The 24,924-nt window shown below is 56.1% G+C and carries 25 protein-coding genes and 3 pseudogenes; 22 read left to right on the top strand and 6 right to left on the bottom strand.

Annotated features, from left to right (window positions below):
* The 3 genes and pseudogenes from IR141_RS08880 to IR141_RS08870 form a co-directional block, all read right to left on the bottom strand.
* Nucleotides 1–198: pseudogene (locus IR141_RS08880) on the bottom strand (IS1595 family transposase); the annotation flags it as partial.
* Between the two features lie 391 nt (nt 199–589).
* Nucleotides 590–1,099: a protein disulfide oxidoreductase gene (locus IR141_RS08875; RefSeq protein ID WP_194198389.1), complete on the bottom strand. Its 510-nt coding sequence runs from the start codon at nt 1,097–1,099 to the stop codon at nt 590–592.
* The gene (locus tag IR141_RS08870) at nt 1,092–1,949 is read right to left on the bottom strand and encodes a mechanosensitive ion channel family protein (protein WP_209304415.1); all 858 of its coding nucleotides are present in this window, start codon (nt 1,947–1,949) and stop codon (nt 1,092–1,094) included. The genes IR141_RS08875 and IR141_RS08870 overlap by 8 nt, the downstream gene beginning before the upstream one ends.
* A gap of 209 nt (nt 1,950–2,158) precedes the next feature.
* Here IR141_RS08870 and hemL point away from each other — a divergent pair, with 209 nt between their 5' ends.
* On the top strand, nt 2,159–3,448 hold the full coding sequence (hemL, locus tag IR141_RS08865) for a glutamate-1-semialdehyde 2,1-aminomutase (RefSeq protein WP_135036120.1): 1,290 nt from the start codon (nt 2,159–2,161) through the stop codon (nt 3,446–3,448).
* Nucleotides 3,449–3,571: 123 nt separating this feature from the next.
* On the top strand, nt 3,572–4,453 hold the full coding sequence (locus IR141_RS08860; protein ID WP_135036117.1) for a prephenate dehydrogenase/arogenate dehydrogenase family protein: 882 nt from the start codon (nt 3,572–3,574) through the stop codon (nt 4,451–4,453).
* A 70-nt stretch (nt 4,454–4,523) separates the two neighbouring features.
* Here IR141_RS08860 and IR141_RS08855 read toward each other — a convergent pair whose 3' ends face one another.
* On the bottom strand, nt 4,524–4,673 hold the full coding sequence (locus IR141_RS08855) for a hypothetical protein (RefSeq protein WP_167743137.1): 150 nt from the start codon (nt 4,671–4,673) through the stop codon (nt 4,524–4,526).
* A 9-nt stretch (nt 4,674–4,682) separates the two neighbouring features.
* On the opposite strand from IR141_RS08855, the gene IR141_RS08850 reads away from it, so the two are divergent.
* From IR141_RS08850 to IR141_RS08795, 12 genes and pseudogenes are all read left to right on the top strand, one after another.
* A complete protein-coding gene (locus IR141_RS08850; protein WP_135036114.1) occupies nt 4,683–5,174 on the top strand; it encodes a disulfide bond formation protein B in 492 nt (163 codons plus the stop codon).
* A 231-nt stretch (nt 5,175–5,405) separates the two neighbouring features.
* A complete protein-coding gene (gene mscL / locus IR141_RS08845) occupies nt 5,406–5,846 on the top strand; it encodes a large conductance mechanosensitive channel protein MscL (RefSeq protein ID WP_135036138.1) in 441 nt (146 codons plus the stop codon).
* 192 nt (nt 5,847–6,038) lie between these two features.
* Complete coding sequence (locus tag IR141_RS08840) at nt 6,039–6,215, top strand: hypothetical protein (protein WP_194198388.1); 177 nt, start codon at nt 6,039–6,041, stop codon at nt 6,213–6,215.
* A gap of 5 nt (nt 6,216–6,220) precedes the next feature.
* Entirely contained in the window at nt 6,221–6,847 is a 627-nt protein-coding gene (locus IR141_RS08835) for a hemolysin III family protein (RefSeq protein WP_135036135.1), read from the top strand.
* A gap of 235 nt (nt 6,848–7,082) precedes the next feature.
* Nucleotides 7,083–7,532: a PTS IIA-like nitrogen regulatory protein PtsN gene (ptsN, locus tag IR141_RS08830; RefSeq protein WP_135036111.1), complete on the top strand. Its 450-nt coding sequence runs from the start codon at nt 7,083–7,085 to the stop codon at nt 7,530–7,532.
* Nucleotides 7,533–7,534: 2 nt separating this feature from the next.
* Nucleotides 7,535–8,569 (top strand): HPr(Ser) kinase/phosphatase, encoded by a 1,035-nt coding sequence (hprK, locus tag IR141_RS08825; protein WP_135036108.1) that lies wholly within the window; start codon nt 7,535–7,537, stop codon nt 8,567–8,569.
* Complete coding sequence (gene rapZ / locus IR141_RS08820) at nt 8,550–9,404, top strand: RNase adapter RapZ (RefSeq protein WP_135036105.1); 855 nt, start codon at nt 8,550–8,552, stop codon at nt 9,402–9,404. Before hprK ends, rapZ begins: the two co-directional genes overlap by 20 nt.
* 286 nt (nt 9,405–9,690) lie before the next feature.
* Nucleotides 9,691–10,623 (top strand): ribosome biogenesis GTPase YlqF, encoded by a 933-nt coding sequence (gene ylqF, locus IR141_RS08815; RefSeq protein ID WP_135036102.1) that lies wholly within the window; start codon nt 9,691–9,693, stop codon nt 10,621–10,623.
* Nucleotides 10,624–11,057: 434 nt separating this feature from the next.
* Nucleotides 11,058–11,666, top strand: coding sequence for an SMC-Scp complex subunit ScpB (locus IR141_RS08810; protein ID WP_135036132.1), 609 nt, complete (start codon nt 11,058–11,060; stop codon nt 11,664–11,666).
* Nucleotides 11,663–12,214, top strand: coding sequence for a hypothetical protein (locus IR141_RS08805; protein WP_135036100.1), 552 nt, complete (start codon nt 11,663–11,665; stop codon nt 12,212–12,214). Before IR141_RS08810 ends, IR141_RS08805 begins: the two co-directional genes overlap by 4 nt.
* 243 nt (nt 12,215–12,457) lie before the next feature.
* Nucleotides 12,458–13,330, top strand: a pseudogene (locus IR141_RS08800) (pseudouridine synthase); the annotation flags it as partial.
* Between the two features lie 3 nt (nt 13,331–13,333).
* Nucleotides 13,334–13,552 (top strand): hypothetical protein, encoded by a 219-nt coding sequence (locus IR141_RS08795; protein ID WP_135036094.1) that lies wholly within the window; start codon nt 13,334–13,336, stop codon nt 13,550–13,552.
* A gap of 808 nt (nt 13,553–14,360) precedes the next feature.
* On the opposite strand, the gene mutY is transcribed toward IR141_RS08795, so the two are convergent.
* Together mutY and IR141_RS08785 are read right to left on the bottom strand one after the other, a co-directional pair.
* Entirely contained in the window at nt 14,361–15,422 is a 1,062-nt protein-coding gene (mutY, locus tag IR141_RS08790) for an A/G-specific adenine glycosylase (RefSeq protein ID WP_135036129.1), read from the bottom strand.
* A 671-nt stretch (nt 15,423–16,093) separates the two neighbouring features.
* On the bottom strand, nt 16,094–17,329 hold the full coding sequence (locus tag IR141_RS08785) for a uracil-xanthine permease family protein (protein ID WP_135036091.1): 1,236 nt from the start codon (nt 17,327–17,329) through the stop codon (nt 16,094–16,096).
* A 574-nt stretch (nt 17,330–17,903) separates the two neighbouring features.
* Here IR141_RS08785 and cmk point away from each other — a divergent pair.
* The 8 genes and pseudogenes from cmk to IR141_RS08745 form a co-directional block, all read left to right on the top strand.
* A complete protein-coding gene (gene cmk, locus IR141_RS08780; RefSeq protein WP_135036089.1) occupies nt 17,904–18,563 on the top strand; it encodes a (d)CMP kinase in 660 nt (219 codons plus the stop codon).
* A 157-nt stretch (nt 18,564–18,720) separates the two neighbouring features.
* On the top strand, nt 18,721–20,406 hold the full coding sequence (gene rpsA, locus IR141_RS08775) for a 30S ribosomal protein S1 (RefSeq protein WP_135036086.1): 1,686 nt from the start codon (nt 18,721–18,723) through the stop codon (nt 20,404–20,406).
* Nucleotides 20,407–20,417: 11 nt separating this feature from the next.
* Nucleotides 20,418–20,729, top strand: a complete 312-nt coding sequence (locus tag IR141_RS08770) for an integration host factor subunit beta (protein ID WP_085366261.1) — start codon at nt 20,418–20,420, stop codon at nt 20,727–20,729.
* A gap of 24 nt (nt 20,730–20,753) precedes the next feature.
* On the top strand, nt 20,754–20,954 hold the full coding sequence (locus IR141_RS08765; RefSeq protein ID WP_135036083.1) for a hypothetical protein: 201 nt from the start codon (nt 20,754–20,756) through the stop codon (nt 20,952–20,954).
* Between the two features lie 181 nt (nt 20,955–21,135).
* Nucleotides 21,136–22,302, top strand: a complete 1,167-nt coding sequence (locus tag IR141_RS08760; RefSeq protein WP_135036080.1) for an ATP phosphoribosyltransferase regulatory subunit — start codon at nt 21,136–21,138, stop codon at nt 22,300–22,302.
* Between the two features lie 17 nt (nt 22,303–22,319).
* Nucleotides 22,320–23,618, top strand: coding sequence for an adenylosuccinate synthase (locus IR141_RS08755; protein ID WP_135036077.1), 1,299 nt, complete (start codon nt 22,320–22,322; stop codon nt 23,616–23,618).
* Nucleotides 23,619–23,980: 362 nt separating this feature from the next.
* Nucleotides 23,981–24,433, top strand: a complete 453-nt coding sequence (gene dut / locus IR141_RS08750; RefSeq protein WP_135036074.1) for a dUTP diphosphatase — start codon at nt 23,981–23,983, stop codon at nt 24,431–24,433.
* Between the two features lie 403 nt (nt 24,434–24,836).
* A pseudogene (locus IR141_RS08745) lies at nt 24,837–24,924 on the top strand (IS1595 family transposase); the annotation flags it as partial.

Raw genomic sequence — 24,924 nt, 5'->3', positions numbered from 1 at the left:
CATCAACTTCTCTTCACCATCAAGCATTTCCAGATGCGGGCTGTTGTGATAGATAAGTAAGCGCAAACGGTGGAAGTAATAGGCAGCGGTATTTTTATTGACGCTAACTAATTGCGCCGCTGTGCGGGCGGTAACACCTGCAACAAATAGTTCAATCAGTTTGTTTTGCTTGTACTGACTTAAACGACTTTTTCTCATAGGGATTATTCTAACCTGAAGTTAAATTTCCCTAGTTATCTAGTACAGCCCCTAAAAAAAGATAATTTTATTATGAAAATCATGACAATCAAATAGATTCTGTGAAAAACCTTCTTTATCCTTTCAAGAAAAAGCAAATGAACAAAATATTGGTTTTTATGTTGGCAGGGGACTATTTGCCCGTGCTGCGGTAGGCACGCAGTTCATAAAATGAGCTAAACCGGTAAGGGAGCACGTGCTTGCCGGCCGATATGCCAGTAAAAGGCGTGTCGGATTCCGAATTGCTTGAATCGGCAAAAGGCAGGGGCAGACACCCGCTATAGTGCGGTTGCCTGCAACGGATAGTCGGCAGTGTTACCCGGCCGTCTGAAAACTTAAACCTGTGGGTTTTTCAATATACCTTATCTGCCATCCAGATACGGCCGCGCAGCCCCCAATAGCTGCCGATGCCGGTGGTGCTGTGTATCATTCTGCCGTTTTTTACCAACACCACGGTCGGTGTTACCGCCACCTGCCATCGCCGCGATATCCTGCCTTGAGGGTCGTTAACTGTGTCAAACGACAAACCGTTTTCCTGCATATAGGCTGCTACTTCTTGCGCACTGCCCGAGTGCATCGCCACGCCCAACACGGGTATGCCTGCTTCGTGCAGGCGTTGTACGGCGGGAGAGGTATGTTTGCAGATGCCGCACCAGCTTCCCCAAAAATACACGGCGGCGGTGCGCCCGCTGCTGAGCGCGGTCAGCGTGGTCTGCCCGCCGTTTACAATATCCAAACCCTGCCCGGCAAACCGTTGCGGCTGGGCGGGTTTGCGCCACCAATCAACCGCAAGCGACACCAGCAACAGCAGCAAGGCCGTCTGAACCGCCTGCCGGAGCCAATAAACGGCCCGCTTACCCACCGCTTTCGTCTCCATTCGGTTTGCCGCCCTGCGTCAGCAGCGGCTGCACGCACGACAGCACGCGGTCGAGAATCATGTTGTTGTCGGCGTGCCCCTGCGCCCACCAGCGCAGCTCGAGCGTGGCGGTGGTGTCGGAAAGCGCGGTAACGGCGATTTCGGGTTGGGAAACGATGTCGCCGCATTGTTGTTGCAGCGCGTGGATAATCTGCTCTTTCACCGTGCCGGCATCCAAACCTGCGGGCAGGGTCAGCATAGTACTTTGGCGGTACAGGCCGGCGCGGGTGTTTACGGTAACGGGCGAGGTAAACAGTTGAGAATTGGGAATCACGATGCGCCTGTCGTCATCAGTGCGCAGCGTGGTGGCGCGGATTTCGATGTTTTCCACTTCGCCTTCAAACGAACCTGAAACAATGCGGTCGCCGATTTTGAACGGCTCGTTGAGCAGCAGCAGAATGCCTGAAAGCAGGTTTTGGAAAATATCTTTAAAGGCAAAGCCGATGGCCACCGAGCCGATGCCCAGCGTGCTGACCAGCTGCGCGGGGGTGAAATCGGGGATGGCAATCATCATCGCCACCAGAAAGCCGCCGAAAACAATCAGCGCGCTGCCGATGCGCTGCAACACCAACATCAGGTTGGCTCTGTGGCTGAGGCGGCGCGAGAGCAGCTTTGCCGCCAAGATTTTAAACAGCCTGGCCAGCAGCCAAAACAACACAAAGGCCAGCAGTGCCACCGCTAAATAGGGTACGCGCAGCCAAAAGGCTTCGATCATCGCCTGCACGCTCTCGGTCATGGCTTCATAATGGCCGAGGCTTTGGCGGATGCCGTTATTGATTCGGTTTACAGTATTCACAGCAGTTTTTGCGGTTGCGGGAGAGTGGCGCAATATACCATATTTGCAGAACACGGCGGCAGGCTGCGTTAAAATCTGCCCCGGGCGGCCGCGCCTGCCGCAATATCAGGCAGTAAACTGTTAAAATACGGTTTTTTGCGTTTCAGACGGCCCAACCGTATCCTCTCAGCCGTCTGAAACACAGCCGTATATTTCAGCAAGGATGCCTTATGAACCGCAACGAACAATTATTCAACCGTGCCAAAAACATCATTCCCGGCGGCGTCAATTCGCCCGTGCGCGCATTCGGCAGCGTCGGCGGCGTCCCGCGCTTTATCTCAAAAGCCCGGGACGCTTATGTGTGGGACGAAAACGGCACCCGCTATATCGATTATGTCGGCTCGTGGGGGCCGGCCATTGTCGGCCATGCCCACCCTGAAGTGGTGGAAGCCGTGCGCGAAGCAGCGTTGGGCGGTTTGTCGTTCGGTGCGCCTACCGAAGGCGAAATCCTCATCGCCGAAGAAATCGCCAAACTGATGCCCAGCATCGAGCAGCTGCGGCTGGTGAGCTCGGGCACCGAAGCCACCATGAGCGCCATCCGCCTGGCGCGCGGTTTTACCGGGCGCGACACAATCATCAAGTTTGAAGGTTGCTACCACGGCCATTCCGACAGCCTGCTGGTGAAGGCCGGCAGCGGCCTGCTCACTTTCGGCAACCCGAGTTCTGCCGGCGTGCCCGCCGATTTCACCCGACACACGCTGGTTTTGGAATACAACAATACCGTACAGCTCGAAGAGACTTTTGCCCGAATCGGCAGCGAAATCGCCTGCGTGATTCTGGAGCCGTTTGCCGGCAACATGAATCTGGTGAGGCCGTCTGAAAGCTTTATCCAGGCTTTGCGCGCGCTCACCCGGCAACACGGCGCGGTACTGATTTACGATGAAGTGATGACCGGTTTTCGCGTTGCCCCGGGCGGCGCGCAGTCGCTGCACGGCATTACGCCCGATCTGACCACGATGGGCAAGGTTATCGGCGGCGGTATGCCGCTGGCCGCGTTTGGCGGCTGCAAAGACATCATGGCCTGCATTTCCCCGTTGGGCGGTGTGTATCAGGCCGGCACGCTGTCGGGCAATCCCGTGGCCGTGGCCGCCGGCCTGAAAACGCTGGAAATTATCCAACGCGAAGGCTTCTACGAAAACCTGTCTGCCCTCAACCGGCAATTGACCGAAGGTTTTCAGACGGCCGCCCGCGAAGCCGGCATTGCCTTCAGTGCCGACTATATCGGCGGTATGTTCGGCCTGTATTTCGCCGACACCTTTCCGCAAAGCTATGCCGATATGGCCGCTTCGAATGTGGAATATTTCAAAACATTCTTCCACGGCATGCTGGAAAACGGCGTGTTTTTCGGCCCCTCGGCCTACGAAGCCTGCTTTATGTCGGCCGCACACACTCCCGAGCTGATCGAAGAAACCGTAGCCGCCGCGCAAAAAGTGTTTGCACAAACGGCTGCGCAGGCCTGAGCGGGCAAACGGATACCCGAGGCCGTCTGAAGCCGTGTTCAGACGGCCTTTTTCTATCCGGATACTGTTAAGCCGCCGGCCGTTGGGGTAAACTGGCGGCTTAACCGTTTATCCCACCGCAACATGGAAAGCCCCACTGCGCCCCAACACATCACCCTTATCGGCGTCGGTCTGATAGGCGGTTCGTTTGTGCTCGATTTGAAGCACAAAGGGCTGGCGGGCGGCGTAACCGGCATCGATTTAAACCGCAGCAATCTCGAGCGCGCGCTGGAGCGCAAGGTGATTGACCGCGCGTTTGAGTGCATCTGCGCCGAAGCCGTGGGCGGGGCAGATTTGGTGGTGATCGCCACCCCCGTTGCCACGCTGCCTGCCGTGTGCGTGCAATTGGCACCGCTGCTTGACTACCGCACCGTGGTAACCGATGTGGGCAGCACCAAGCAATCGGCAATCAATGCGTTCAGGCAATATCTGCCGCAACATCTGCCGCGCTGCATCGCCGCCCACCCGATTGCCGGCTCCGACCGCAGTGGCGCATTGGCGGCGCAGTTCGGGCTGTTTCAAAACAAAAAACTGATTATCTGCCCGCACGGCAAAGAAGATTCAGACGGCCTGTATCTGGTGGAATCGTTATGGCGCTCGGCAGGGGCGCAAATTTCCCGCATGAGCGCGCACGAGCATGATGCCGTTTTCGCCGCCGTGTCGCATCTGCCGCACCTGCTGGCCTATGCCTATGTGCACCAAATCGCCACCCATCCCGATGGCGAGGTTTATTTCGATTTTGCCGCTTCGGGTTTCCGCGACTTCACCCGCATTGCTTCCAGCCACCCTGCTGTCTGGGCCGACATCTGCATGGCCAACAAACACAGCCTGACCGCGCTGGTTGACGGCCAGCAGCAACAGTTGGCGGTGTTGAAAGCCATGCTTGAAGCAGGCGATGCCGCCGCGCTTTACCGTTATTTTGAAAAGGCCAGGCAGGCGCGCGATGATTGGTCGGCTTCACAATGAAATGAGCAGCCATCTTGCCGGGGATTTTCAGACGGCTTTCCACACCGGCAGCGGCTGCCGCGTTGTTGGCCTAAGGATAGTATTCTTGGCGGGCTTTCAGACGGCCTTTCGTTAAAACGGCGGCCTGCCCATACCGGCAGGCCGTCTGAAAACCTATGGTGCCGGTTGTTTTGCCGGCCTGCCGCCGTTGTGTTTGCCCGATACGGAGTATTCTTGACACGGAGTTTGTATGAACCTTTTCCGCAAAACCTTATGGGCCGTGGTGTTGCTTTCGGTCTGCACCGCCATCGGCTCGTTTTATTCGCAATACGTGATGGGGCTGAACCCTTGCGTGTTGTGCATTTTGCAGCGTGTGTCGGTGTTGGCGGCCGGCATGGCGGCGTTGCTGGCCGCACTGGGGCGGCAACAGAGCGGGGCCGGGCGTATGTTTAGCGCGTTTTTGGTGAGCGTGCCGGCCGTGTATGGCGCGGGCGTGGCGGTATATCAGCTTTATATTCAAAGCCTGCCGCCCGGCGCCGCTCCGGCCTGCGGTGCGCCGTGGACGTTCCGCCTGCGGGATTGGCCGTTGTTTGATTTATACGAGCCGGTTATCCGCGGTTTCGGTGATTGTGCGGTGCCCGATTACTTTCTCGGCATACCGCTGCCGGTGTGGAGTGTGTTGTATTTCGGTTTCGTGTTGCTGCTGGTGTGGGGAAGCTTGCTGAAAAGCCGCTCCGCTTGATGCAGGCCGACTGCGGTAAAAAAGTTACACTTCTTGTCGAACGGTATTTTTTTCATACAAGCGGGAACCAAAATTGCCGTTTCATGTCGAAAAGACAAAATTTAACTATATTGTACATACCATTACAATAAATCCAGTACCATGCGCGCGGCCTTAACTTTTATACAGCGCAGTTTTGGTAATATTCCACACACTTTTTTGAATTTTCGAAAGGAAACGAAAGGAAATATGATGTCTTTAGCACAAGAATTTAAAGAATTTATTATGCGCGGTAACGTGATCGATCTCGCGGTCGGTATGGTTATCGGCACAGCGTTCAGCGGCATTGTAAAATCTTTGGTTGATGATGTGATTATGCCCCCTATCGGTATTTTGATCGGCGGCGTGGACTTCTCAAACCTGTTTATCACCTTGAAAGAGGGGGCCAATGCGCCTGAAGCCGGCTATGCCACTTTGGCTGCCGCGCAGGAAGCCGGTGCGGTTACGCTGAATGTGGGTCTGTTTATCAACACCATCATCAGCTTTCTGATTATCGCCGCTGCCATTTTCGTGGTGATCAAGCTGATCAACAAACTGAAACGCGAAGTGCCGGCTGTTGAAGAAGCGCCGGCCGAGCCTTCCGAAGAAGTGCTGCTGTTGCGCGAAATCCGCGACTCTTTGAACAAAAAATAATATTTGAGCCAAACCCCGTCAGGCCGTCTGAACGTTTTCAGACGGCCTGACGTTTTTCCCGCATTTTGATGGAAGCCGCAGCGGGTTTGAAACACGCAATGGTGTCAGGCGGCATAACCCGCCCGCTTGAAAATAACGGCGGCTTGTCAAACCGCTCTCATTTCAGTGAAGCGCAATCATGCCCCAAAGGAAATGGAAGGGATTGCCGCACAGCCCGTTTTAAGCGGATACGCTGGATACGCTGTAAAGGAAGCAGGTGCGTTCAAGTTTCTGCGGGCTTGGCAAAGCCTTTGGTTCGATGCAGTTATGGCCGGCTGCACGATGGGCGCAGAATGCAGTAAACTGGCACAACTTTTCCGAACAGAATGATTACGATGTACGCAGGCGAAAAATTTAACGCATACAGCCATTTGGCAGGCACGGTGTTGGCTGTGGCCGGGCTGGTGCTGCTGCTGGTGAAAGCGGCGGACACGCTCGATGTGTATAAAATCATCAGCGCGGCCGCCTACGGCATTTGCCTGATTGTGCTTTATGCCGGCTCCACGGTTTACCACAGTGTGCCGCAGCCGAAAGTGAAAGCCGTGCTGCAAAAGGTGGATCATTGCGCGATTTATCTTTTGATTGCAGGCAGTTATACGCCGTTTACTCTGGTGTCGCTGCGCGGTGCATGGGGCTGGTCTCTGTTCGGCGTGTCGTGGGGGTTGGCGGCATTCGGTATTGCCCAAGAGCTGACCATCGGCAGGAAAAGCGAAAAACGCCTGCTGTCGATGGTATTGTATGTATTGATGGGCTGGCTGGTGCTGGTGGCCATATACCCGCTGGCCAAGAGCCTGCCGCCGGCAGGGCTGTTTTGGCTGGTGTCGGGCGGCCTGCTTTACAGTGCGGGGATTTACTGGTTTGTGAACGATGAAAAAATCAAACACGGCCACGGCATTTGGCATCTGTTTGTGCTCGGCGGCAGTTTGGCGCAGTTTGCCTGCGTGTATTTTTATGTGATTTAGCGTTGTGTGTTCCGATATACAATCAACACATTCCGGCCGTCTGAAACCGGCAAAAGGTTTTAAGACGGCCGGGGGTGCGTATCATTGCATCGATTATAAGTTGATGAATTATTTGAAGATAAATAATTTTGTTGCAGCACGGGGTTGTGTAAAGCCGGGTTGGAAAATTTGAGATTTGACCCAACAGTGGGTACAATCCGCATCTGTTTTGCTTCTGTAAAGTTAAGAGATTGATATGAGCCTGATCAGAGAAATCCTGCCTTTAGCGCATATTGAGCTGGATTTGGAAGTCAGCAGTAAAAAGCGCGTGTTCGAGCAGGCGGGGCTGTTATTGGAAAACGAGGCCGGCTTGGCGCGCGCCGATGTTTTCGACTGCCTGTTTGCGCGCGAAAAGCTCGGTACAACCGGTTTGGGGCAGGGCGTGGCGATTCCGCACGGCCGCCATGCTTCGGTGGAAAAAGCGGTGGGCGCGTTTATCCGCACCAAAGAACCGGTGCCTTTCGATGCACCGGACGGCAAGCCAGTTTCGCTGATTTTTGTTTTGCTGGTGCCTGAAAACGCCACCGGCGAACATTTGGAAGCCTTATCGAAACTGGCCGGCCGGTTTTCGCGGAAATCCGTGCGCGAAGCCTTGTCGGCTGCCGTGTCGCCCGAAGAAGTGCAGCGGCTTTTGAGCGAAGAGTAACCATGCCCAGCATTTCCGTACGCCGTCTGTATCAGGATAACCAGCACAAGCTGCAACTGGCTTGGGCAGCCGGCACGGCGGGAGCCGACAACCGCATCGGCGTTAAAGACGACAAACCTGTTTTGGCGTTGGTCGGCCATCTGAATTTTATCCACCCCAACCAAGTGCAGGTAATCGGCGTGGCCGAGGCCGAATTTCTCAAGCGCATGGAAGAGGGCACCGACAATCTCAGCGACCTGAGCACCATGGTGGACAAAACCCGCCCCATGCGCCAGGTGCAGGCTGACGGAAACCCCGAAGAAAGCCCGGTCAATCTGTTTGATATTCCTATGTCGATGGTGATTGTGGCCAACGGGCTGCCGGTGTCGCCGATGCTGCGTGATTATTGCCACACCCACAATATCCCGCTGCTCACCTCCAAGCTGGAAAGCCCGCATCTGATGGATGTGTTGCGGATTTATCTGCAGCGCACATTGGCAGTTTCCACGGTCAAACACGGCGTGTTTCTCGATGTTTTTGAAATCGGCGTGCTGATTACCGGCCAGTCGGGCTTGGGCAAAAGCGAGCTGGCATTGGAGTTGATTTCGCGCGGCCACAGTTTGATTGCCGATGATGCGGTAGAGCTTTACCGCACCGGCCCCGAAACGCTTGACGGCCGCTGCCCGCCGATGCTGCGCGATTTTCTCGAAGTGCGCGGGCTGGGGGTGCTGAATATCCGCCATATTTTCGGCGAAACTTCTATCCGACCTAAAAAAATCCTTCAATTAATCATTAACTTGGTTGCTGCCGATGATGATTATATGAAACGGCTCGACCGCCTGAGCATCCGTTCCGAAACCGAATCGATTTTAGATGTGAGCGTGCGCTCGGTTACGCTGCCCGTGGCGGTGGGGCGCAACCTGGCGGTGTTGGTTGAAGCCGCCGTACGCAACTATATTTTGCAATTGCGCGGCAAAGACAGTACCAAAGAATTTTTGGAGCGCCACCAAAGTATGCTGAAAGAAAACGAAACCGGCCATGAAAATAGTGTTGATTAGCGGGCTTTCCGGTTCGGGAAAGTCGGTTGCACTCAAACTTCTGGAAGATTTGGGCTATTACTGCGTTGATAACCTGCCCATCAAACTCCTGCCCGGCCTGGTGGCTTACCACACGGAAAGCAGTGAAATAAACCGGCTCGGCATCAGTGTCGATATCCGCTCGCGCATCGATATTAAAGAAGCGCAAACACAGCTTCAGGCACTGCGGAACCTGGGGCACGAAGTGGAAATTCTGTTTCTTGAAGCCGAAGAGGGCATTTTGGTACGGCGTTTTTCAGAAACCCGCCGCAGCCACCCGCTTTCCGGTCAAACCTTAACCTTGCTGGAGAGCCTGCAACAGGAAAAAACCTGGCTGTTCCCCCTGCGAGAAGCCGCCTACTGCATCGACACATCCAAAATGAATGCCCAGCAGCTGCGCCACACCGTGCAGCAATGGCTCAAACACGAAAGGCAGGGGCTGCTGGTGATTTTAGAATCGTTCGGCTTCAAATACGGCGTGCCCACCAATGTGGATTTTCTGTTTGATATGCGCAGCCTGCCCAACCCCTATTACGACACCGCGCTGCGCCCTTTCAACGGCATGGACAAACCGATTCAGGATTATCTCGGCAGCCAGGCCATAGTGCAGGAAATGGTGGAGGGCATCGGCAGTTTCATGAGCCGCTGGCTGCCGCAGATGCAGGTAGAAAGCCGCAGCTATGTAACCATAGGCATAGGCTGCACCGGCGGTCAGCACCGCTCGGTGTATGTAGTGGAGCAGCTTGCCCGAAGGCTCAAAGGGCATTACGAACTGCTGGTGCGCCACCGCCAGCTTAACCGTTTGGCGGAACGCTGAGTTTCAGACGGCCTTTTTAGGTATTTTGGCCGTCTGAAAGCCGACCCCGCACCGTGTTATAATGCCGCACACCATCAGGCAGCCCGGCTTTAAGGGCTGCCTGAAGGCCATAACCGGCCCGCTTGAGAACAATGGCAGCACAGCATCGCCTTGTGTCGTTTTCATCATCCGCACAGTCTGCCATTTTCTGTCTTATATTTTAACGGACAGGCCGGCGCGCCCTCCCAAACCCGCAATTTTTCAGACGGCTTCCAAGCCCCGCCAAACCCCGAAAGAGCAGCACACCATGGCAATCCAATGGTTCCCCGGCCACATGAACAAAGCCAGAAAGGCCATCGCCGAGCGCATCAAAAGCGTGGACATGGTTATCGAAATGCTCGATGCCCGTATGCCCGCATCCAGCGAAAACCCCCTGCTGGCGCAGCTTTCCAAAGGCAAGCCCAAGCTCAAAATCCTCAACAAACAGGATTTGGCCGACCCCGGGCGCACCGCAGTCTGGCTGGAACACTACAACAGCCGCCCCGACACCCGGGCTATCGCGCTCGATGCTTCCGAAACCGCCGCCGCAGCCAAAATCACCCGCGCCTGCCGCACCATGATGCCTAACCGGGGCGGCATCGGAAAGCCCCTTCGCGTTTTGATTTGCGGCATTCCCAACGTTGGCAAATCCACCCTGATTAACGGCATGATCGGCAAAAAATCCGCCAAAACCGGTAACGAGCCGGGCATCACCAAAGCCGAGCAGCGCCTGTTTCTCGCCGATGACTTCTGGCTCTACGACACCCCGGGGATGCTGTGGCCGAAAATCATCGTAGAAGAGGGCGGCTACAATCTCGCCGCCGGCGGTGCCGTAGGGCGCAACGCGCTCGATGAAGAGGAAGTCGCCCTCGAGCTGTTAGACTACCTGCGCCGCCACTATCTGCCGCTGCTGCAAGCGCGCTATCAGGCGGATAAAGACCCCAGCAGCCATTGGCAGGACACCGACTGGCTCGAATGGATCGCCAAAAAGCGCGGCGCAGTTTTAAGCGGCGGCCGCACCAACTACCAAAAAGCCGCCGAAAACACCCTCACCGATTTCCGCGATGGCCACATCGGCAGAATCACGCTCGAAACGCCAAACCAATGGGAAACATGGCTCAAAAAAGCCAAACAGAAAGAAGCCGAACAAAAAGCCGTGCGCGAAGCGCGAAAAGCAGAAAAAAAAGGAAAACCCCTGTGAGGCCGATAGTTTCCGCCGCCTTATCGGCAGGCGTCTTATCTTTAACCGCCTGCACTTTTTCAGACGGCCAAAACAAACTGCAAGCCCCGCCGTCCGGCAGCCGTCAGCGGCAACCCCAAACGCTTGAAAAACAGGTGCAGATCTACAAACCGGACGGCTCCCGCCAATGCGGAGGCAGCGGCATCAGCCCGGCGGTTATGGAAAAAGAACTGCAGGGCATACGCGTGTATGCGGCCGGAAAACAAACCCTGCGCGGCGTGATGTTTCCCGCCGTGTGCGGCGGCCAAACCGGCCGCGTTAATGTATATACCATCGCCGAGCGCGGCCTGCCAGAAGCAAAAAACGCGGATTTGCCATATTGCCATATTGAAGCAGAAAGATTAACTTCCGTTTCAAACGGCCGTTGGCAAGGCCGTCTGAAACCCCAACAAACCATGACCGAAAAACTTCCGCCCGATGCGCTCATCGAAGCCGCACTGCTTACCCAAACCGAACCCTTGAGCGAAAAAACCATGCGCGAGTTGTGCGTGCCGCCGCTCTCGCCCGACAAACTCATCGATGTGCTGGCCGGCCTGAAAGCCCGCTGGCACGACCGCGCCCTGCAATTAACCCACACCCGCGAAGGCTGGCGGTTTCAAATTGCTCAGGCGGCGTTTGAACGGCTGGGCAGCCTGCAGGAACAGCGCGCGCCGCGCTATTCGCGTGCGGTGATGGAAACGCTGGCGATTATCGCCTACCAGCAGCCGGTTACGCGCGGCGACATCGAAGGCATACGCGGCGTGGCAGTGTCGCAAAATGTGATGCAGACGCTGCAAGACAGAGGCTGGATTGAAATCATCGGCCACCGCGATTCCATCGGCCGCCCCGCGCTGTGGGCTACCACCCACGCGTTTTTAAGCGATTTGCAGCTCGAAAGTTTGGAAGCGTTGCCGCCGCTCACCGAGCTGGGCGAGCTGGTGCTGCCCGATTTAACCGGGCCGGCCGGCAGCGGCGGGGCGGAGGATCGGGAAGATGCCGCACCCGATGAAGCGGAACAACCGTGAATACCGCCTATTATCTGCATTGTTTTGCCTCGCTCAATTGCGCCAGACACAAAGGCAAAGAAGCACCGCACAAGCCCGTTCTGCTGCTGGCGTTGGCCGATTTGGCGGAGCAGGGCCGTCTGAAAGGCACCGAAACCGCGCCCGATGCCGCATTGGAAACCGCATTCAGGCAGGTTTGGCGGCGTTATGTTGCCGATGTCGGCTTCACCATGAATATGGGCATGCCGTTTTACCATATGCGCAGCGAGCCTTTTTGGCATTTGAGTATCGGCCGGTGGTCGGGCGGGGATATTGAAGACAGGCATAAAATTAAGAACCTGGGCACGCTGAGGCGCGTTGCTGCCCGCGCAACCATCAATGCAGGACTGATTGACTGCCTGAACAGCATAACCGAGTGGGAAAAATTGCGCGCGCTGCTGATCGAACGCTATTTCAACCGCAGAAACGGCGGCACAGACAGACACGGGCCGGGGCGGCAAGATGTGCCGTCAACGGTGTCGAACCTGCCAAGCCCGCAAAACGGCCCGCAGTATTGTGCAGCAGCGTGATACGGCAGATAAACATTGCTTTCGATACGCCCCGCCGCCCGGCTCTCTGTATCGGAAATAAAACCGGGCGGCCGCCTGATCTGCATACAAAGGCCGTCTGAAAAAACCTTTTTACCCACCCGACCTGCCGCCGCAAGGCCTCAGAAGAGCCGTTCCGCCCGGCGGCAGAGCGCGTTAGGAGAACATGAAATGTCTGAAAAAAATAAAAACGCAAGCAAGCCCGCCCAGCAGCGGCAGCCCAAACCAAAAACGCAGGCGGCGCGTGCCAAAAAACTGGCAGTGCGCAACCCCAACCAAAAAATCATGGAGCGCGCCCGCAATTTGAAGGAAAAACGCGCCGATTTGGAAAGCCTCGAACCGGTGCGCCTGCAAAAAGCACTGGCCGCCTCGGGCGCGGGCTCCCGCCGCGAAATGGAAGAGTGGATCGGCCGGGGCTGGGTAACGGTAAACGGCAAAACCGCGCAACTGGGCGACAAAGTGTCGCCGGCAGACCAAGTGCAGGTAAAAGGCAGCGTGATCAAGCTCAAATGGCCCGACCGCCTGCCGCGCATTATTCTTTATTACAAACAGGAAGGCGAAATCGTGTCGCGCGGCGACCCGCAGGGGCGTGTGAGCGTTTTCGACCGCCTGCCGCAGGCCGCCAGCAGCCGCTGGACGGCCATCGGCCGCTTGGACATCAACACCGGCGGGCTGCTGATTCTCACCACCTCGGGCGAGCTGGCAAACCGCTTCGCCCACCCCAGCTTTGAAGTGGAGCGCGAATACGCCGTGCGTGTGCTCGGCGGATTAACGGCCGGGCAGATGAAAACGCTCACCGAAGAAGGCGTGATGCTGGAAGACGGCTTGGCAAGGGTGGAGCGCATTTGCGCGCAGGGCGGAGAAGGGGCAAACAAATGGTATAACGTGGTGATTAAAGAAGGCCGCAACCGCGAAGTGCGCCGCATTTTCGAGCATTTCGGCCTGGCCGTGAGCCGCCTGGTGCGCGTGGGCTTCGGCCCCATCGGCCTGCCCAACCGGCTCAAGCGCGGTCAGTTTTACGAGCTCAACCCCGCCGAAGTGGCCAATATCATGAGGTGGGCGGATATGCCCCTGCCCGGCAGCCGGGGCAGAAGATAAGGGTTGCGGAAGTTTGCAGGCCGTCTGAAAAAGTTTTCAGACGGCCTTTTCCAACACCTTAAGCTTTGCAGAGATAATCAATACCGCCGCAACACATCACCCCGCCATTTTGTCTGGCTGCATTCAAACGGCCGCCAAACCGGCTTGAGTTTGGGAGCGTTGTGTTTGGGCAACGCCGCACCGTTAGGCCGAAAGCCGTCTGAAACTTTCAGACGGCCTTAAACTCTTTCGGCAAACCACATCGCGGCAACATAACACCGGCCTTGCCGCGCCCTGCCCGGGTAACATTCAAACCGCTGCCAAACCGGCTCGGGATTTTGCAGCATTCAGAAAACACCGCAGAGATTGATCTGCCGTTATTCCCGCCTGCGCGGGAATAATAGTGTTGCGGCCTTTCAGACGGCATTCAGGTGTTTCTGTCACGGCTGCAATGCAGTGAACCCCTGCATTTTCGGTAGGGCAGTGGGCGCACGGTGCTGCCATGCCGCAACGGAGGGGCCACGGTTCCTGTTGTGGTTTTCTTTATCTGCTTTGGCGGTGGTTTTCAGACGGCCTTGCGGGTTCCGTCAGAACCTGTGCTCAGGCCGTCTGAAATCATTTATCAAACAGAATGGCAGGTTGAATAGGGTTGGTAATCTTTTGCTGCTCGGCCGCGTTGTTTCAGGCCGTCTGAAAACGTTTTCAGACGGCCTTAGGCATTTTTGCCAGGCTTTATGGCGAACTCCTTTCATTTGCGGCGCAGGGCATCGGGCGGCCTTAACCCGCGCAGGGCAGGGCGGGGCAACGCTTGAACGGGGGCGGATTTGCGCGAATCCGGCCCGGCTGCGCCATAAACGGTTTGGCACGGCTGTGTTTTCCCAAAGCAAAACAGGCAGCCGTTGGGAAGCGGATACCGTGAACCCGCTTCATTGCCGCTTCGGCATGGCCGTGTTTTAAAGGGAACGGCCGGGCAGGTTGCCGATACTGCTTGCGGCTTGCTGTTTTGCCGCGCAAACAAAGCGGGTTCACGATAGGGCGGAGCGCCGGTGTTTCAGGGTCGGGCGGTTTTTTTTCCCAAGCGGCGGCTTAACAAAAAATCATGCAGCGGTTTGGGCAGGCCGCAGCCGGAATCATGTGGGTCCGCCCACAGGCCGTCTGAAAGGCCGCCGGGCAGGCTGTCGGGCACGGGTGCGCAAAACGGGGTAATCAGCAATAAGCGGTGGGTGAGGCGGTGGGTGAAGGCGGGCTGTTCTTCGAGGCCGTCTGAAAGAAGGCCGAAGTGTGCGGCGGCGGCATAGAGGCTGCCGGGGCTGTTGAAGCACGGCACGCAGTAAAGGCCGCCCCAAATGCCTTCGGGCGGCCGCTTTTCAAGCCATATGGCACCGTTTGGGCGGCGCATCACCAGCCAAAACAGCGGCAGCGTCGGCACTTCGGGCGCACTTTTTTTGCGCGGCAGCTCGGCAGTGAGGTTTTGCGCTTTGGCCCGGCAGATGCCGGCCATCGGGCAGTCGCCGCACAGGGGCTTGCTGCGTTTGCAGACGGTGGCGCCCAAGTCCATCAGCCCCTGTGTGTAGGCGGGCATATCGCCGCCGCGTTCGGGCAGCAGCGATTCGGCCAGCGTCCACAGTTGTTTCTCAAACTTTTTATCGGCGGCACCACCGTCCAGCGCAAACACGCGGCAGAGCACGCGCCTGACGTTGCCGTCTAAAATGGCTTCGCGCTTGTGGAAGGCAAAAGCGGCAATGGCCGCTGCGGTGCTCCTGCCCACGCCGCAGAGTGTTTCCAGCTTTTCGCGCTCGCACGGAAATACGCCGCCAAACGTTTCGACCACCTGCCGTGCGGCTTTGTGCAGGTTGCGGGCGCGGCTGTAATAGCCCAAGCCCGCCCACAGGCCGAGCACTTCGTCCTGCCCGGCCGCTGCCAGTTCGGCCACGGTGGGAAAGCGGGCGGTAAAGCGCGGGTAATAGTCCAGCACGGTGGCCACTTGGGTTTGCTGAAGCATGATTTCCGAGAGCCATACGAGATAGGGATCGCGCACCTGCCAGGGCAGGTGGTGGCGGCCGTGCTGTTTCTGCCAGCGTATCAGGCGGGTTGCGAAAGAAAGGTCGGTCATGGCGGATAAGGAAAAAATGTGCTGCAAGCTGGATTGGGGCTGGCGGGCAAGGGCGGTTCGGCAGCGTGCGGCCGTCTGAAAACGCCGTTTCCGAAAGGAAACAAGTTTCTGCGGAGCTAAAACGCCGTTTCCGAAAGGAAACAAGTTTCTGCAAAGCTAAAACGCCGTTTCCGAAAGGAAACAAGTTTCTGCAAAGCTAAAACGCCGTTTCGCTGCGGCGGGCAGGCAATATCGTGAATCTGCGCGGTTTCCGCTACGGCATTACCGTGCTTCGGCTTCGGGAAAACGGTTTTGTCGGCCGCCTATGCGGCAACATCAGTATTTATCGGTAGTGCCTGCGGCCTGTGCGGTTGCGGAATGTGCGGGTTCACGATAAACAGCGGTGGGTTTCAGACGGCCTTTCGGGCTCGGTTTGCAAGTTTTCTGCCCGAAGGCAGCCTGTGGTGCGCTGTCGTTTCAGGTTCGGGCATCGCTCTGTTTTGGGTTTCAGACGGCCCGGCTTGCGGGTTGGTGCAGGTGGGGAAGCCGTGTCGTTTGGCTGCGGATCGATACTGCGTATGCCCCGTTCTGCTACTGCATTGCGGCACCTTGCGCTGCGGCGGGCTGTTTCGGAAATATTGCCCCACTATATGCCTGCGCCTGTCGGACGCATGGCTTGGCGGGGCGGGGTATCAATGCGGTAAGGGAGGTTCCGCTTCACCGGGCGCGGCATCGGGCAGTATCCTGTTCAGCACCACGGCCAGCACCGCACACAGCCCGACACCCGCAAAGCTGATGCTGCCCAGCTTGATAATCATGCCGCCCACGCCGGTGGTGAGCACCGAGCTGACGATAACGAGGTTTTTCGGCTGCATCAAATCCACTTTGGCATCAATCAGCGTTTTCAGGCCGAGCGAGGCGATGGTGCCGAACAGCAGAATCATAATCCCGCCCATCACCGGCAGCGGAATCGAAGCCAGAAAAGCATTGAATTTGCCGAAAAACGCCATGCAGATGGCGAAAACGGCCGCCCAAGTCATGATTTTCGGATTGCCGTTTTTGGTAATCATCACCGCGCCGGTTACTTCGCCGTAGGTGGTTACGGGCGGGCCGCCGATCAAGCCCGCCGCACACACGCCCAAACCGTCGCCCGCCAGCGTTTTGTCGAGGCCGGGGTCTTTGGCATAATCGTTGCCGGTTACTTTGCCCACCGCCATCACGCCGCCGATGTGCTCAATGGCCGGGGCGATGGCAACGGGCAGCATAAACAGCGCAGCCTGCCAGTTGATTTGCGGCGTTTCAAAATGCGGCACGGCAAACCACGGCGCGGCGGCAATCGGGGAAGTATCCACCCATCCCATCAGCAGGGCGGCCGCATAGCCGGCACCCACGCCGATTAAAATCGGCACCAGTTTGATCATTCTGCTGCCGAACACTGCCACCAGCACGGTAACGGCAAAAGTAAAGCCCGAGAGCAGCAGCGATTGGGCGTAGTCCACTGCCTGGGTGCCGCCGGCCTGCCCCATGGCCATTTGGCTGGCCACCACCGCCACCGACAAACCGATTACCATAATCACCGGCCCGATAACCACGGGCGGCAGCAGGCGGTTGACGGCGGCCAGCCCGCGCCATTTAATCAATGCGGCAAACACAAAATACATAAAGCCCGCCGCAAACAGGCCGAACATGGTGGAAGGCAGCCCCCATTCGCCGACAGAATAAATAATCGGCGCAATAAAGGCGAACGAAGAGCCTAAAAACACCGGCACTTTCTGTTTGGTCACACATTGAAAAAGCAGCGTACCGATGCCCGCGCCCAAGAGTGCCATGGCCGGGTTCAGGCCGGTGAGCAGCGGCACCAGCACCATCGCGCCAAATGCCACAAACAGAATCTGCGCGCCTGCAACGGCTAATTTGAGTTGCTGCATATTTAAGTTCCGTTATTCTGGTTGAAAACAAACGGACAGATTATATAGCGGATCCACATATTTCCGATACAGGGCCGGCGCGCCGCAGCCGGCGCAGCATATACCCTGTTGCCGCTCCGGCAGCTTAAAAAGCCGTTTTAGCTTTGCAGAAACTTGTTTCCTTTCGGAAACGGCGTTTTAGCTTTGCAGAAACTTGTTTCCTTTCGGAAACGGCGTTTTAGCTTTGCAGAAACTTGTTTCCTTTCGGAAACGGCGTTTTAGCTCCGCAGAAACTTGTTTCCTTTCGGAAACGGCGTTTTCCCGGGGCTTGAGGCGCGGCAAGGCCGTGGCGGAAGCCCGGCGGATTCACGATAATGCTGCAAAAAAGTATTTTGTGTATTGCGCCGCGTGTTTTTCAGACGGCCTCGGGCAATGCCGGCGCGTCAAGAAAAAGATTGCAAGCCTATATCCAGTCTATATAATTCTGCTTCTGATTTGACCGACAGATTGTTTCAGACGGCCGGGACAAACAGTCGGGACAAACCCGCAAGGCCGTCTGAACAACACCGCCTCAGCGGATAAAGAGAATAACGATATGGATTTAAACCGAAAAATTATCGCCATTGACGGCCCGGGCGCATCGGGAAAAGGCACGGTGGCATCACGCGTGGCCGCCGCGCTCGGCTTCGACTATCTCGATTCCGGCGCACTTTACCGCCTGACCGCGCTTTACGCACAGCAGCGTCATGCCGGCTGGAGTGATGAAACGGCCGTAGCCGCGCTGGCCGGAGCGCTGCCCGCCGAATTTGACGGCAGCCGTATCCTGCTTGACGGCCGCGATGTTACAGATGCCGTCCGCTCCGAAGCCATCGGCATGGGGGCATCGGAAGTGGCGCAGCTGCCCAAAGTGCGCGGGGCACTGCTGCAACGGCAGCGCGCTTTTCTCACCGAAAAGGGCTTGGTGGGAGACGGGCGCGATATGGGTTCGGTGGTTTTTCCCGATGCCGCGCTGAAAATTTTTCTGACTGCGTCTGCCCGTACCCGTGCCGAACGCCGCGCCAAACAAATCGGTCTGCCTGCAGAAGGTTTGGCTTTCGAGCGCATTCTCGCCGACATCGAAACACGCGATGAAGCCGACCGCCGCCGCGCCGTTGCACCGCTCAAGCGGCAGCCCGATGCCCTGCTGCTGGACACTACCCGCCTAACCATCGAAGAATCGGTAAAAAAAGTGCTTGATTGGTATGCAGAAATCTAAGCCTGCTGTATAATTCCGCCAGCTTTTTCAGACGGCTCCGGCATCTTGGCAGGCCGTCTGAAAACCGTTTGCAGCAAATGCCTGCCGTGCCAAGGGCGGCAGGCGTTTTCCACAACCCACCCCGCACCCCTTGGCGGTGTATTGAAAAGAGTTATTTATGACTATGGAAAATTTTGCCCAGCTTTTGGAAGAGAGCTTTACCCTTCAAGAGATGAACCCCGGCGAGGTGATTACCGCCGAAGTGGTCGGCATCGACCAAAACTTCGTTACCGTAAACGCCGGTTTGAAATCAGAATCTCTGATCGATGTGGCCGAATTCAAAAACGCCCAGGGCGAGATTGAAGTGAAAGTAGGCGATTTCGTTACCGTAACCATCGAATCTGTTGAAAACGGCTTCGGCGAAACCAAACTGTCGCGCGAAAAAGCCAAACGCGCTGCCGACTGGATTGCTTTGGAAGAAGCCATGGAAAACGGCGATATTCTTTCAGGCATCATCAACGGCAAAGTCAAAGGCGGCTTAACTGTGATGATCAACAGCATCCGCGCTTTCCTGCCCGGTTCGCTGGTTGATGTGCGTCCCGTAAAAGACACCTCCCACTTTGAAGGCAAAGAAGTCGAATTCAAAGTGATCAAACTCGACAAAAAACGCAACAACGTTGTGGTATCCCGCCGCGCCGTTCTGGAAGTTACTCTGGGCGAAGAGCGCAAAGCCCTGCTGGAAAATCTGCAGGAAGGCTCGGTTGTCAAAGGTATTGTTAAAAACATCACCGACTACGGTGCATTCGTTGATTTGGGCGGCATCGACGGCCTGCTGCACATCACCGATCTGGCATGGCGCCGCGTGAAACATCCGAGCGAAGTGCTGGAAGTGGGCCAGGAAGTAGAAGCCAAAGTGTTGAAGTTCGACCAAGACAAACAGCGCGTTTCCCTGGGTATGAAACAGTTGGGCGAAGACCCGTGGAACGGCCTGACCCGCCGTTATCCGCAAGGCACCCGCCTGTTCGGTAAAGTATCCAATCTTACCGACTACGGCGCGTTTGTTGAAATCGAGCAGGGCATCGAGGGCTTGGTGCACGTTTCCGAAATGGATTGGACCAACAAAAACGTCCACCCGAGCAAGGTTGTGCAGCTGGGCGACGAAGTGGAAGTGATGATTCTCGAAATCGATGAAGACCGCCGCCGCATCAGCTTGGGCATGAAACAATGCCAGGCCAACCCGTGGGAAGAGTTTGCTGCCAACCACAATAAAGGCGACAAGCTGTCCGGTGCGGTGAAATCCATCACCGACTTCGGTGTATTTGTAGGCCTGCCCGGCGGCATCGACGGCTTGGTTCATCTTTCCGATCTGTCTTGGACGGAGTCGGGCGAAGAGGCCGTGCGCAAATACAAAAAAGGCGAAGAAGTGCAGGCCGTTGTGTTGGCCATCGATGTGGAAAAAGAGCGTATTTCCCTGGGTATCAAACAGTTGGAGGGCGACCCCTTCGGTAACTTTATCAGCGTAAACGACAAAGGTTCGCTGGTTAAGGGTGTGGCGAAGTCTGTAGATGCCAAAGGCGCGGTCGTTTCGCTGACCGAAGAGGTGGAGGCTTATCTGCCGGCTTCAGAATGGTCGGCCGAGCGCGTTGAAGACTTGCGCAACGTGTTGAAAGAGGGCGACGAAGTAGAAGCCATTGTGGCTACGGTTGACCGCAAAAACCGCAGCATCAAGCTGTCGGTGAAGGCGAAAAACGCCAAAGAGAGCCGTGATGCGCTCAACTCTATGAATGCCGCTTCTACTGCCAGCGCCGGCACGACCAGCCTGGGTGATTTGCTGAAAGCCAAACTTTCAGGCGATCAAGAGTGATAGGTGCAGACATGACTAAGTCTGAATTAATGGTTCGTTTGGCAGAGGTATTTGCCGAAAAAAACGGCACGCAGCTGATGGCTAAGGATGTAGAATACAGCGTAAAGGTTTTGGTGGATACCATGACCCGCTCGCTGGCCAAAGGGCAGCGTATCGAAATCCGCGGGTTCGGCAGTTTCGATTTAAACCGCCGCCCGGCCCGTGTCGGTCGCAACCCTAAAACCGGCGAACGTGTGGAAGTGCCCGAAAAATATGTTCCCCACTTCAAGCCAGGTAAAGAGTTGCGGGAGCGTGTGGATCAAGCCCTGCTGAACGCAAAATAAACTGAAAAAGTCAACGCCGCAGAGATGCGGCGTTTTTTATTTGAAAACCGTGATATGTGGCTGCCAGAATGGGCAGGCCATCTGAAAACAAAAAAACCGAACCGGCAACCCAAGGTATGTGACAAACAGGCTTGTGTGGTGTTGTTTGCTGCACTTCATGGTTGTTTTATGTTAAAGTTCCGCATGAATGATTCGGAGCTGTTTGAATTTAAAATCAAAGTATAAAACGTGCGGCAGGTGTTGCCCGGAATGATGGTTGTTAGTGGGTTACATTTAAACTGAAACAGAGCGCAAGCCTCGTGCTGTACCAAGAATACGATATGGCAACGCAATGCCGCAGAGTTTAAATTTAGTCTGCTATCAGTTTGAGCAGCCTTTGTTGATCACACAGAGAGATTGGATTTTCATGCAGTCTTGGCAACTACCCGAACACATTGCCGATATCCTGCCTTCTTCCGCCTGCCGGCTTGAGAGTGCGCGGGAACGGCTGTTGGCTTTGTTCCGCGTGCACGGCTATGAATTGGTATATCCGCCCTTGATGGAATACAGTCATTCGCTGCTCACCCATATCGATGCGGGCTTGTCGTTGAAAACCATACGCGTGGTCGATCAGCTCAGCGGTCGCCAGCTCGGCGTCCGTGCCGACATCACGCCGCAGGTAGCGCGTATCGATGCGCATTTATTGTCGGCCAATAACGGCATTAACCGCCTGTGTTATGCCGGTTCGGTGCTGCACGCCCGCCCCGATAGTTTTTTAAGCACCCGCGAACCTCTGCAGGTGGGCGCGGAGTTATACGGCTATGCCGGTGTGGCTGCCGATATCGAGCTGATTGATCTGATGCTCAAAAGTGTAGCCGTTGGCGGTGTGGGTGAAATTCTGCTGTCGCTCGGCCATATCGGCGTATTCCGCACGTTGGCCGAGGCCGCAGGGCTGACCGGGGAGCAGGCAGCACAGTTGCTGGCATTGATGCAGGATAAAGATACCGCTGCCGTTACTGCCCAAGTTCGCGGGTGGAAACTCGACAGTATGTGGGCGAAAGCGTTTGCACTCCTGCCTGCGCTTTACGGTTCGCGCGAAGTGCTGGCCGAAGCGCGCGCCAAGCTGCCCGATTTGTTTGCTGTGGGCAAGGCATTAAACGAATTGCAGGCTGTGTGCGATGCCTTTCCCCGGCAGGTCGTGCATATCGATTTGTCGGAGCTGCGGGTGGACAACTACCACACAGGCCTGCTGTATGCTGCTTACGGCAGAGACAGCCACGAAGCAGTAGCGCGCGGCGGCCGTTACGATGGTTTGGGCGGATATTTCGGCCGCGCCCGGCCGGCCACCGGCTTCAGTTTTGATTTGCGCACGTTTATCGGACATTTGCCGCAATGTGGGCAGCAGCCCCCCATTGCCGTAGAAGCGGCTGATTTGCCGCATGCGCAGGAAACCGTTGACCGCCTGCGTGCCGAAGGGCAGACGGTGGTCATCGATTACGGCAGCGGCTACAACGGCGGCAGAAAAGCGATGCGCCGTCTGCAACGTCAAGGAGACGGCTGGCAGGTGGTCGGAGCGGAAAACGAAGTTATTTGAATAACAGGTTGAGGATTATGGCTAAAAACGTAGTAGTGATCGGTGCCCAATGGGGAGACGAGGGCAAGGGTAAGATTGTGGACTGGCTGGCAGAAGAAACCGCCGGCGTAGTGCGTTTCCAGGGCGGCCACAATGCCGGGCACACACTGGTGGTGGGCGGCAAAAAAACGGTTTTGCGCCTGATACCCAGCGGCATTCTGCATGAAAAGCTCGACTGCTTTATCGGATCGGGCGTGGTGGTCAGCCCCGAAGCACTGATGGGCGAAATCGATGAATTGAACGCCGCAGGTGTGAAAAACGTGGAAGGCCGTCTGAAAATCGCCCCCACCGCCACTTTGATTCTGCCTTACCACATCGCGCTGGATCAAGCGCGCGAAGCATCGCGCGGCAGCGGCAAAATCGGCACCACCGGCCGCGGTATCGGCCCCGCTTATGAAGACAAAGCCGCCCGCCGCGCCGTGCGCATGGTGGATTTGTTCGACACCGAAAAACTGGCAGCTAAAGTGCAGGCCAATGTGGCATATTACAACGTACAGCTGCAACACCTGCACCACGCCGAGCCGGTGAGGCAGGAAGACGTGCTGGCCGTTATCGAAAAATACGCAGACCGTATCAAACCGATGATTTCCGATGTGTCGCGCATACTTTATGAAAAAAACCGCAAAGGCGAAAAGCTGCTGTTTGAAGGTGCGCAGGGCACCTTATTGGATATCGACTATGGCACTTATCCTTTTGTAACCTCTTCCAACTGCCTGGCCGGCGCAGCATCGGCCGGCGCGGGCGTGCCGCCGCAGATGCTCGATTATGTGTTGGGCATTGTGAAAGCCTACACTACCCGCGTGGGCTCCGGCCCGTTTCCGACCGAGCTTTTTGACGGCATCGGCGCAGGCTTGGCCGAGCGCGGCCACGAGTTCGGCTCGGTAACCGGCCGCGCGCGCCGCTGCGGCTGGTTTGATGCTGCGGCCTTGAAACGTTCGATTCAAGTAAACGGCATCACCGGCATGTGCATCACCAAACTCGATGTGATGGACGGCATAGAAGAAATCAAAATCTGCGTGGGTTATACCTTGGCCGATGGCACAACAACCGATATTCTGCCGTTTGGTGCCGATGCTGTGGCAGGCTGCACACCGATTTACGAAACGCTGCCGGGCTGGAAAGAATCAACTTTCGGCGTAAAAGATTTTGCCGAACTGCCGCAGAATGCCAGAGCCTATCTGAAACGCATCGAAGAAGTGTGCGGCGCGCCCGTTGCCATGGTTTCCACCGGCCCCGACCGCGCCGAAACCATCTTGCTGCAACATCCGTTTGCCTGATTGGGCCGGCGGTTCTGTAAAACACCCTTTGGGGCCGTCTGAAATTGTTCAGACGGCCTTTGTGTATAATACGGCAGCTTGGACTCAAGCCAAACAAGAGCCGCAGACCATACAAACAGCCGATAGCGGATCACGGCTGCATCAATTTGATGCCTTTGAAAAAATACCTTAATGCCGTCTGAAAGGCTTAATACCGTTATTTCCATTGTGCCCTTGTGTGTCTTGCTGTAGAGAGAACGATTTTGTCAGCCGCCCAGGCTGGCGAACAGGTTCCGTATTGTCCATGCTGTTTGGGCTGGTGTCCGAAATAAAGCGGATTTTACGCTTGTAGACAAGATGCCTTTTAAAACGAAAGAGCCGTTATGCAAACCGAAGTGGAATTAAAAATCCTCAACCCGAAAATGACCGACTATCTTCCTGCCTATGCCACCGCCGGCTCGGCAGGCTTGGATTTACGCGCCTGTATTGACGAGGCCGTTGTTTTGCAGCCGGGCGCTACGTTTCTCGTGCCGACCGGCTTAGCCATTTATTTGGCCAACCCTGCTTACGCCGCCATACTGCTGCCGCGTTCGGGTTTGGGCCACAAACACGGCATTGTGCTGGGCAATCTGGTCGGGCTGATTGACTCGGATTATCAGGGAGAACTGAAAGTGTCGGTTTGGAACCGTGGCAAAGAAGCGTTTATCATCGAGCCGCTGGAGCGTATCGCACAAATGGTGGTGGTGCCGGTGGTGCAGGCTGCGTTTAAGTTGGTGGATGAATTTGCCGCCAGTGAACGCGGTGCGGGCGGTTTCGGCAGCACGGGTAAAAAGTGAAACGCAATAGGAATCCGCACATTGCCGATACAAGGCAGCAAGCGGGCAGAGACAGCCTGCCGGGATATTGTAATGTCGTAACAGTATTAGTGAATCCACTTTATTTCTGCTGTGGTACTGCTGTGTTTCCGCTCAAGAGAATGATTGTGTAAGCCGCTGAAGCAGCAACAAAACCAGCTCTGTGCTGCCTGCAGTTTGTTGCGCCACACCGAAAATGAAGCGGGTTCACTATAGCGTTTACTTTTTTTGAGTCGACCCACAGTTTTATACCTAACCCACTTTAAAGCCATGGCGGCATCGGTTCGTTTTGCCGTATCCATTTCCCATCCCATCATCGCCTGCCTTTGTTTGAGACTTATTTTAAGGGGCTGACGTAGATTAGCAGTCATGACAGGCTGCCAAAATGAAGATAACCCACTGTAAGTTAAAGAAGAGTCTGCAAAGAAAACTGCTTGAATATTTTGTATTGGAAGTAACCGCACGTTCTGCTG

The sequence above is a fragment of the Neisseria sp. 19428wB4_WF04 genome (assembly GCF_015235335.1).
Lineage (GTDB): Bacteria > Pseudomonadota > Gammaproteobacteria > Burkholderiales > Neisseriaceae > Neisseria > Neisseria musculi.
This window is presented reverse-complemented; position numbering and strand designations above follow the sequence as displayed.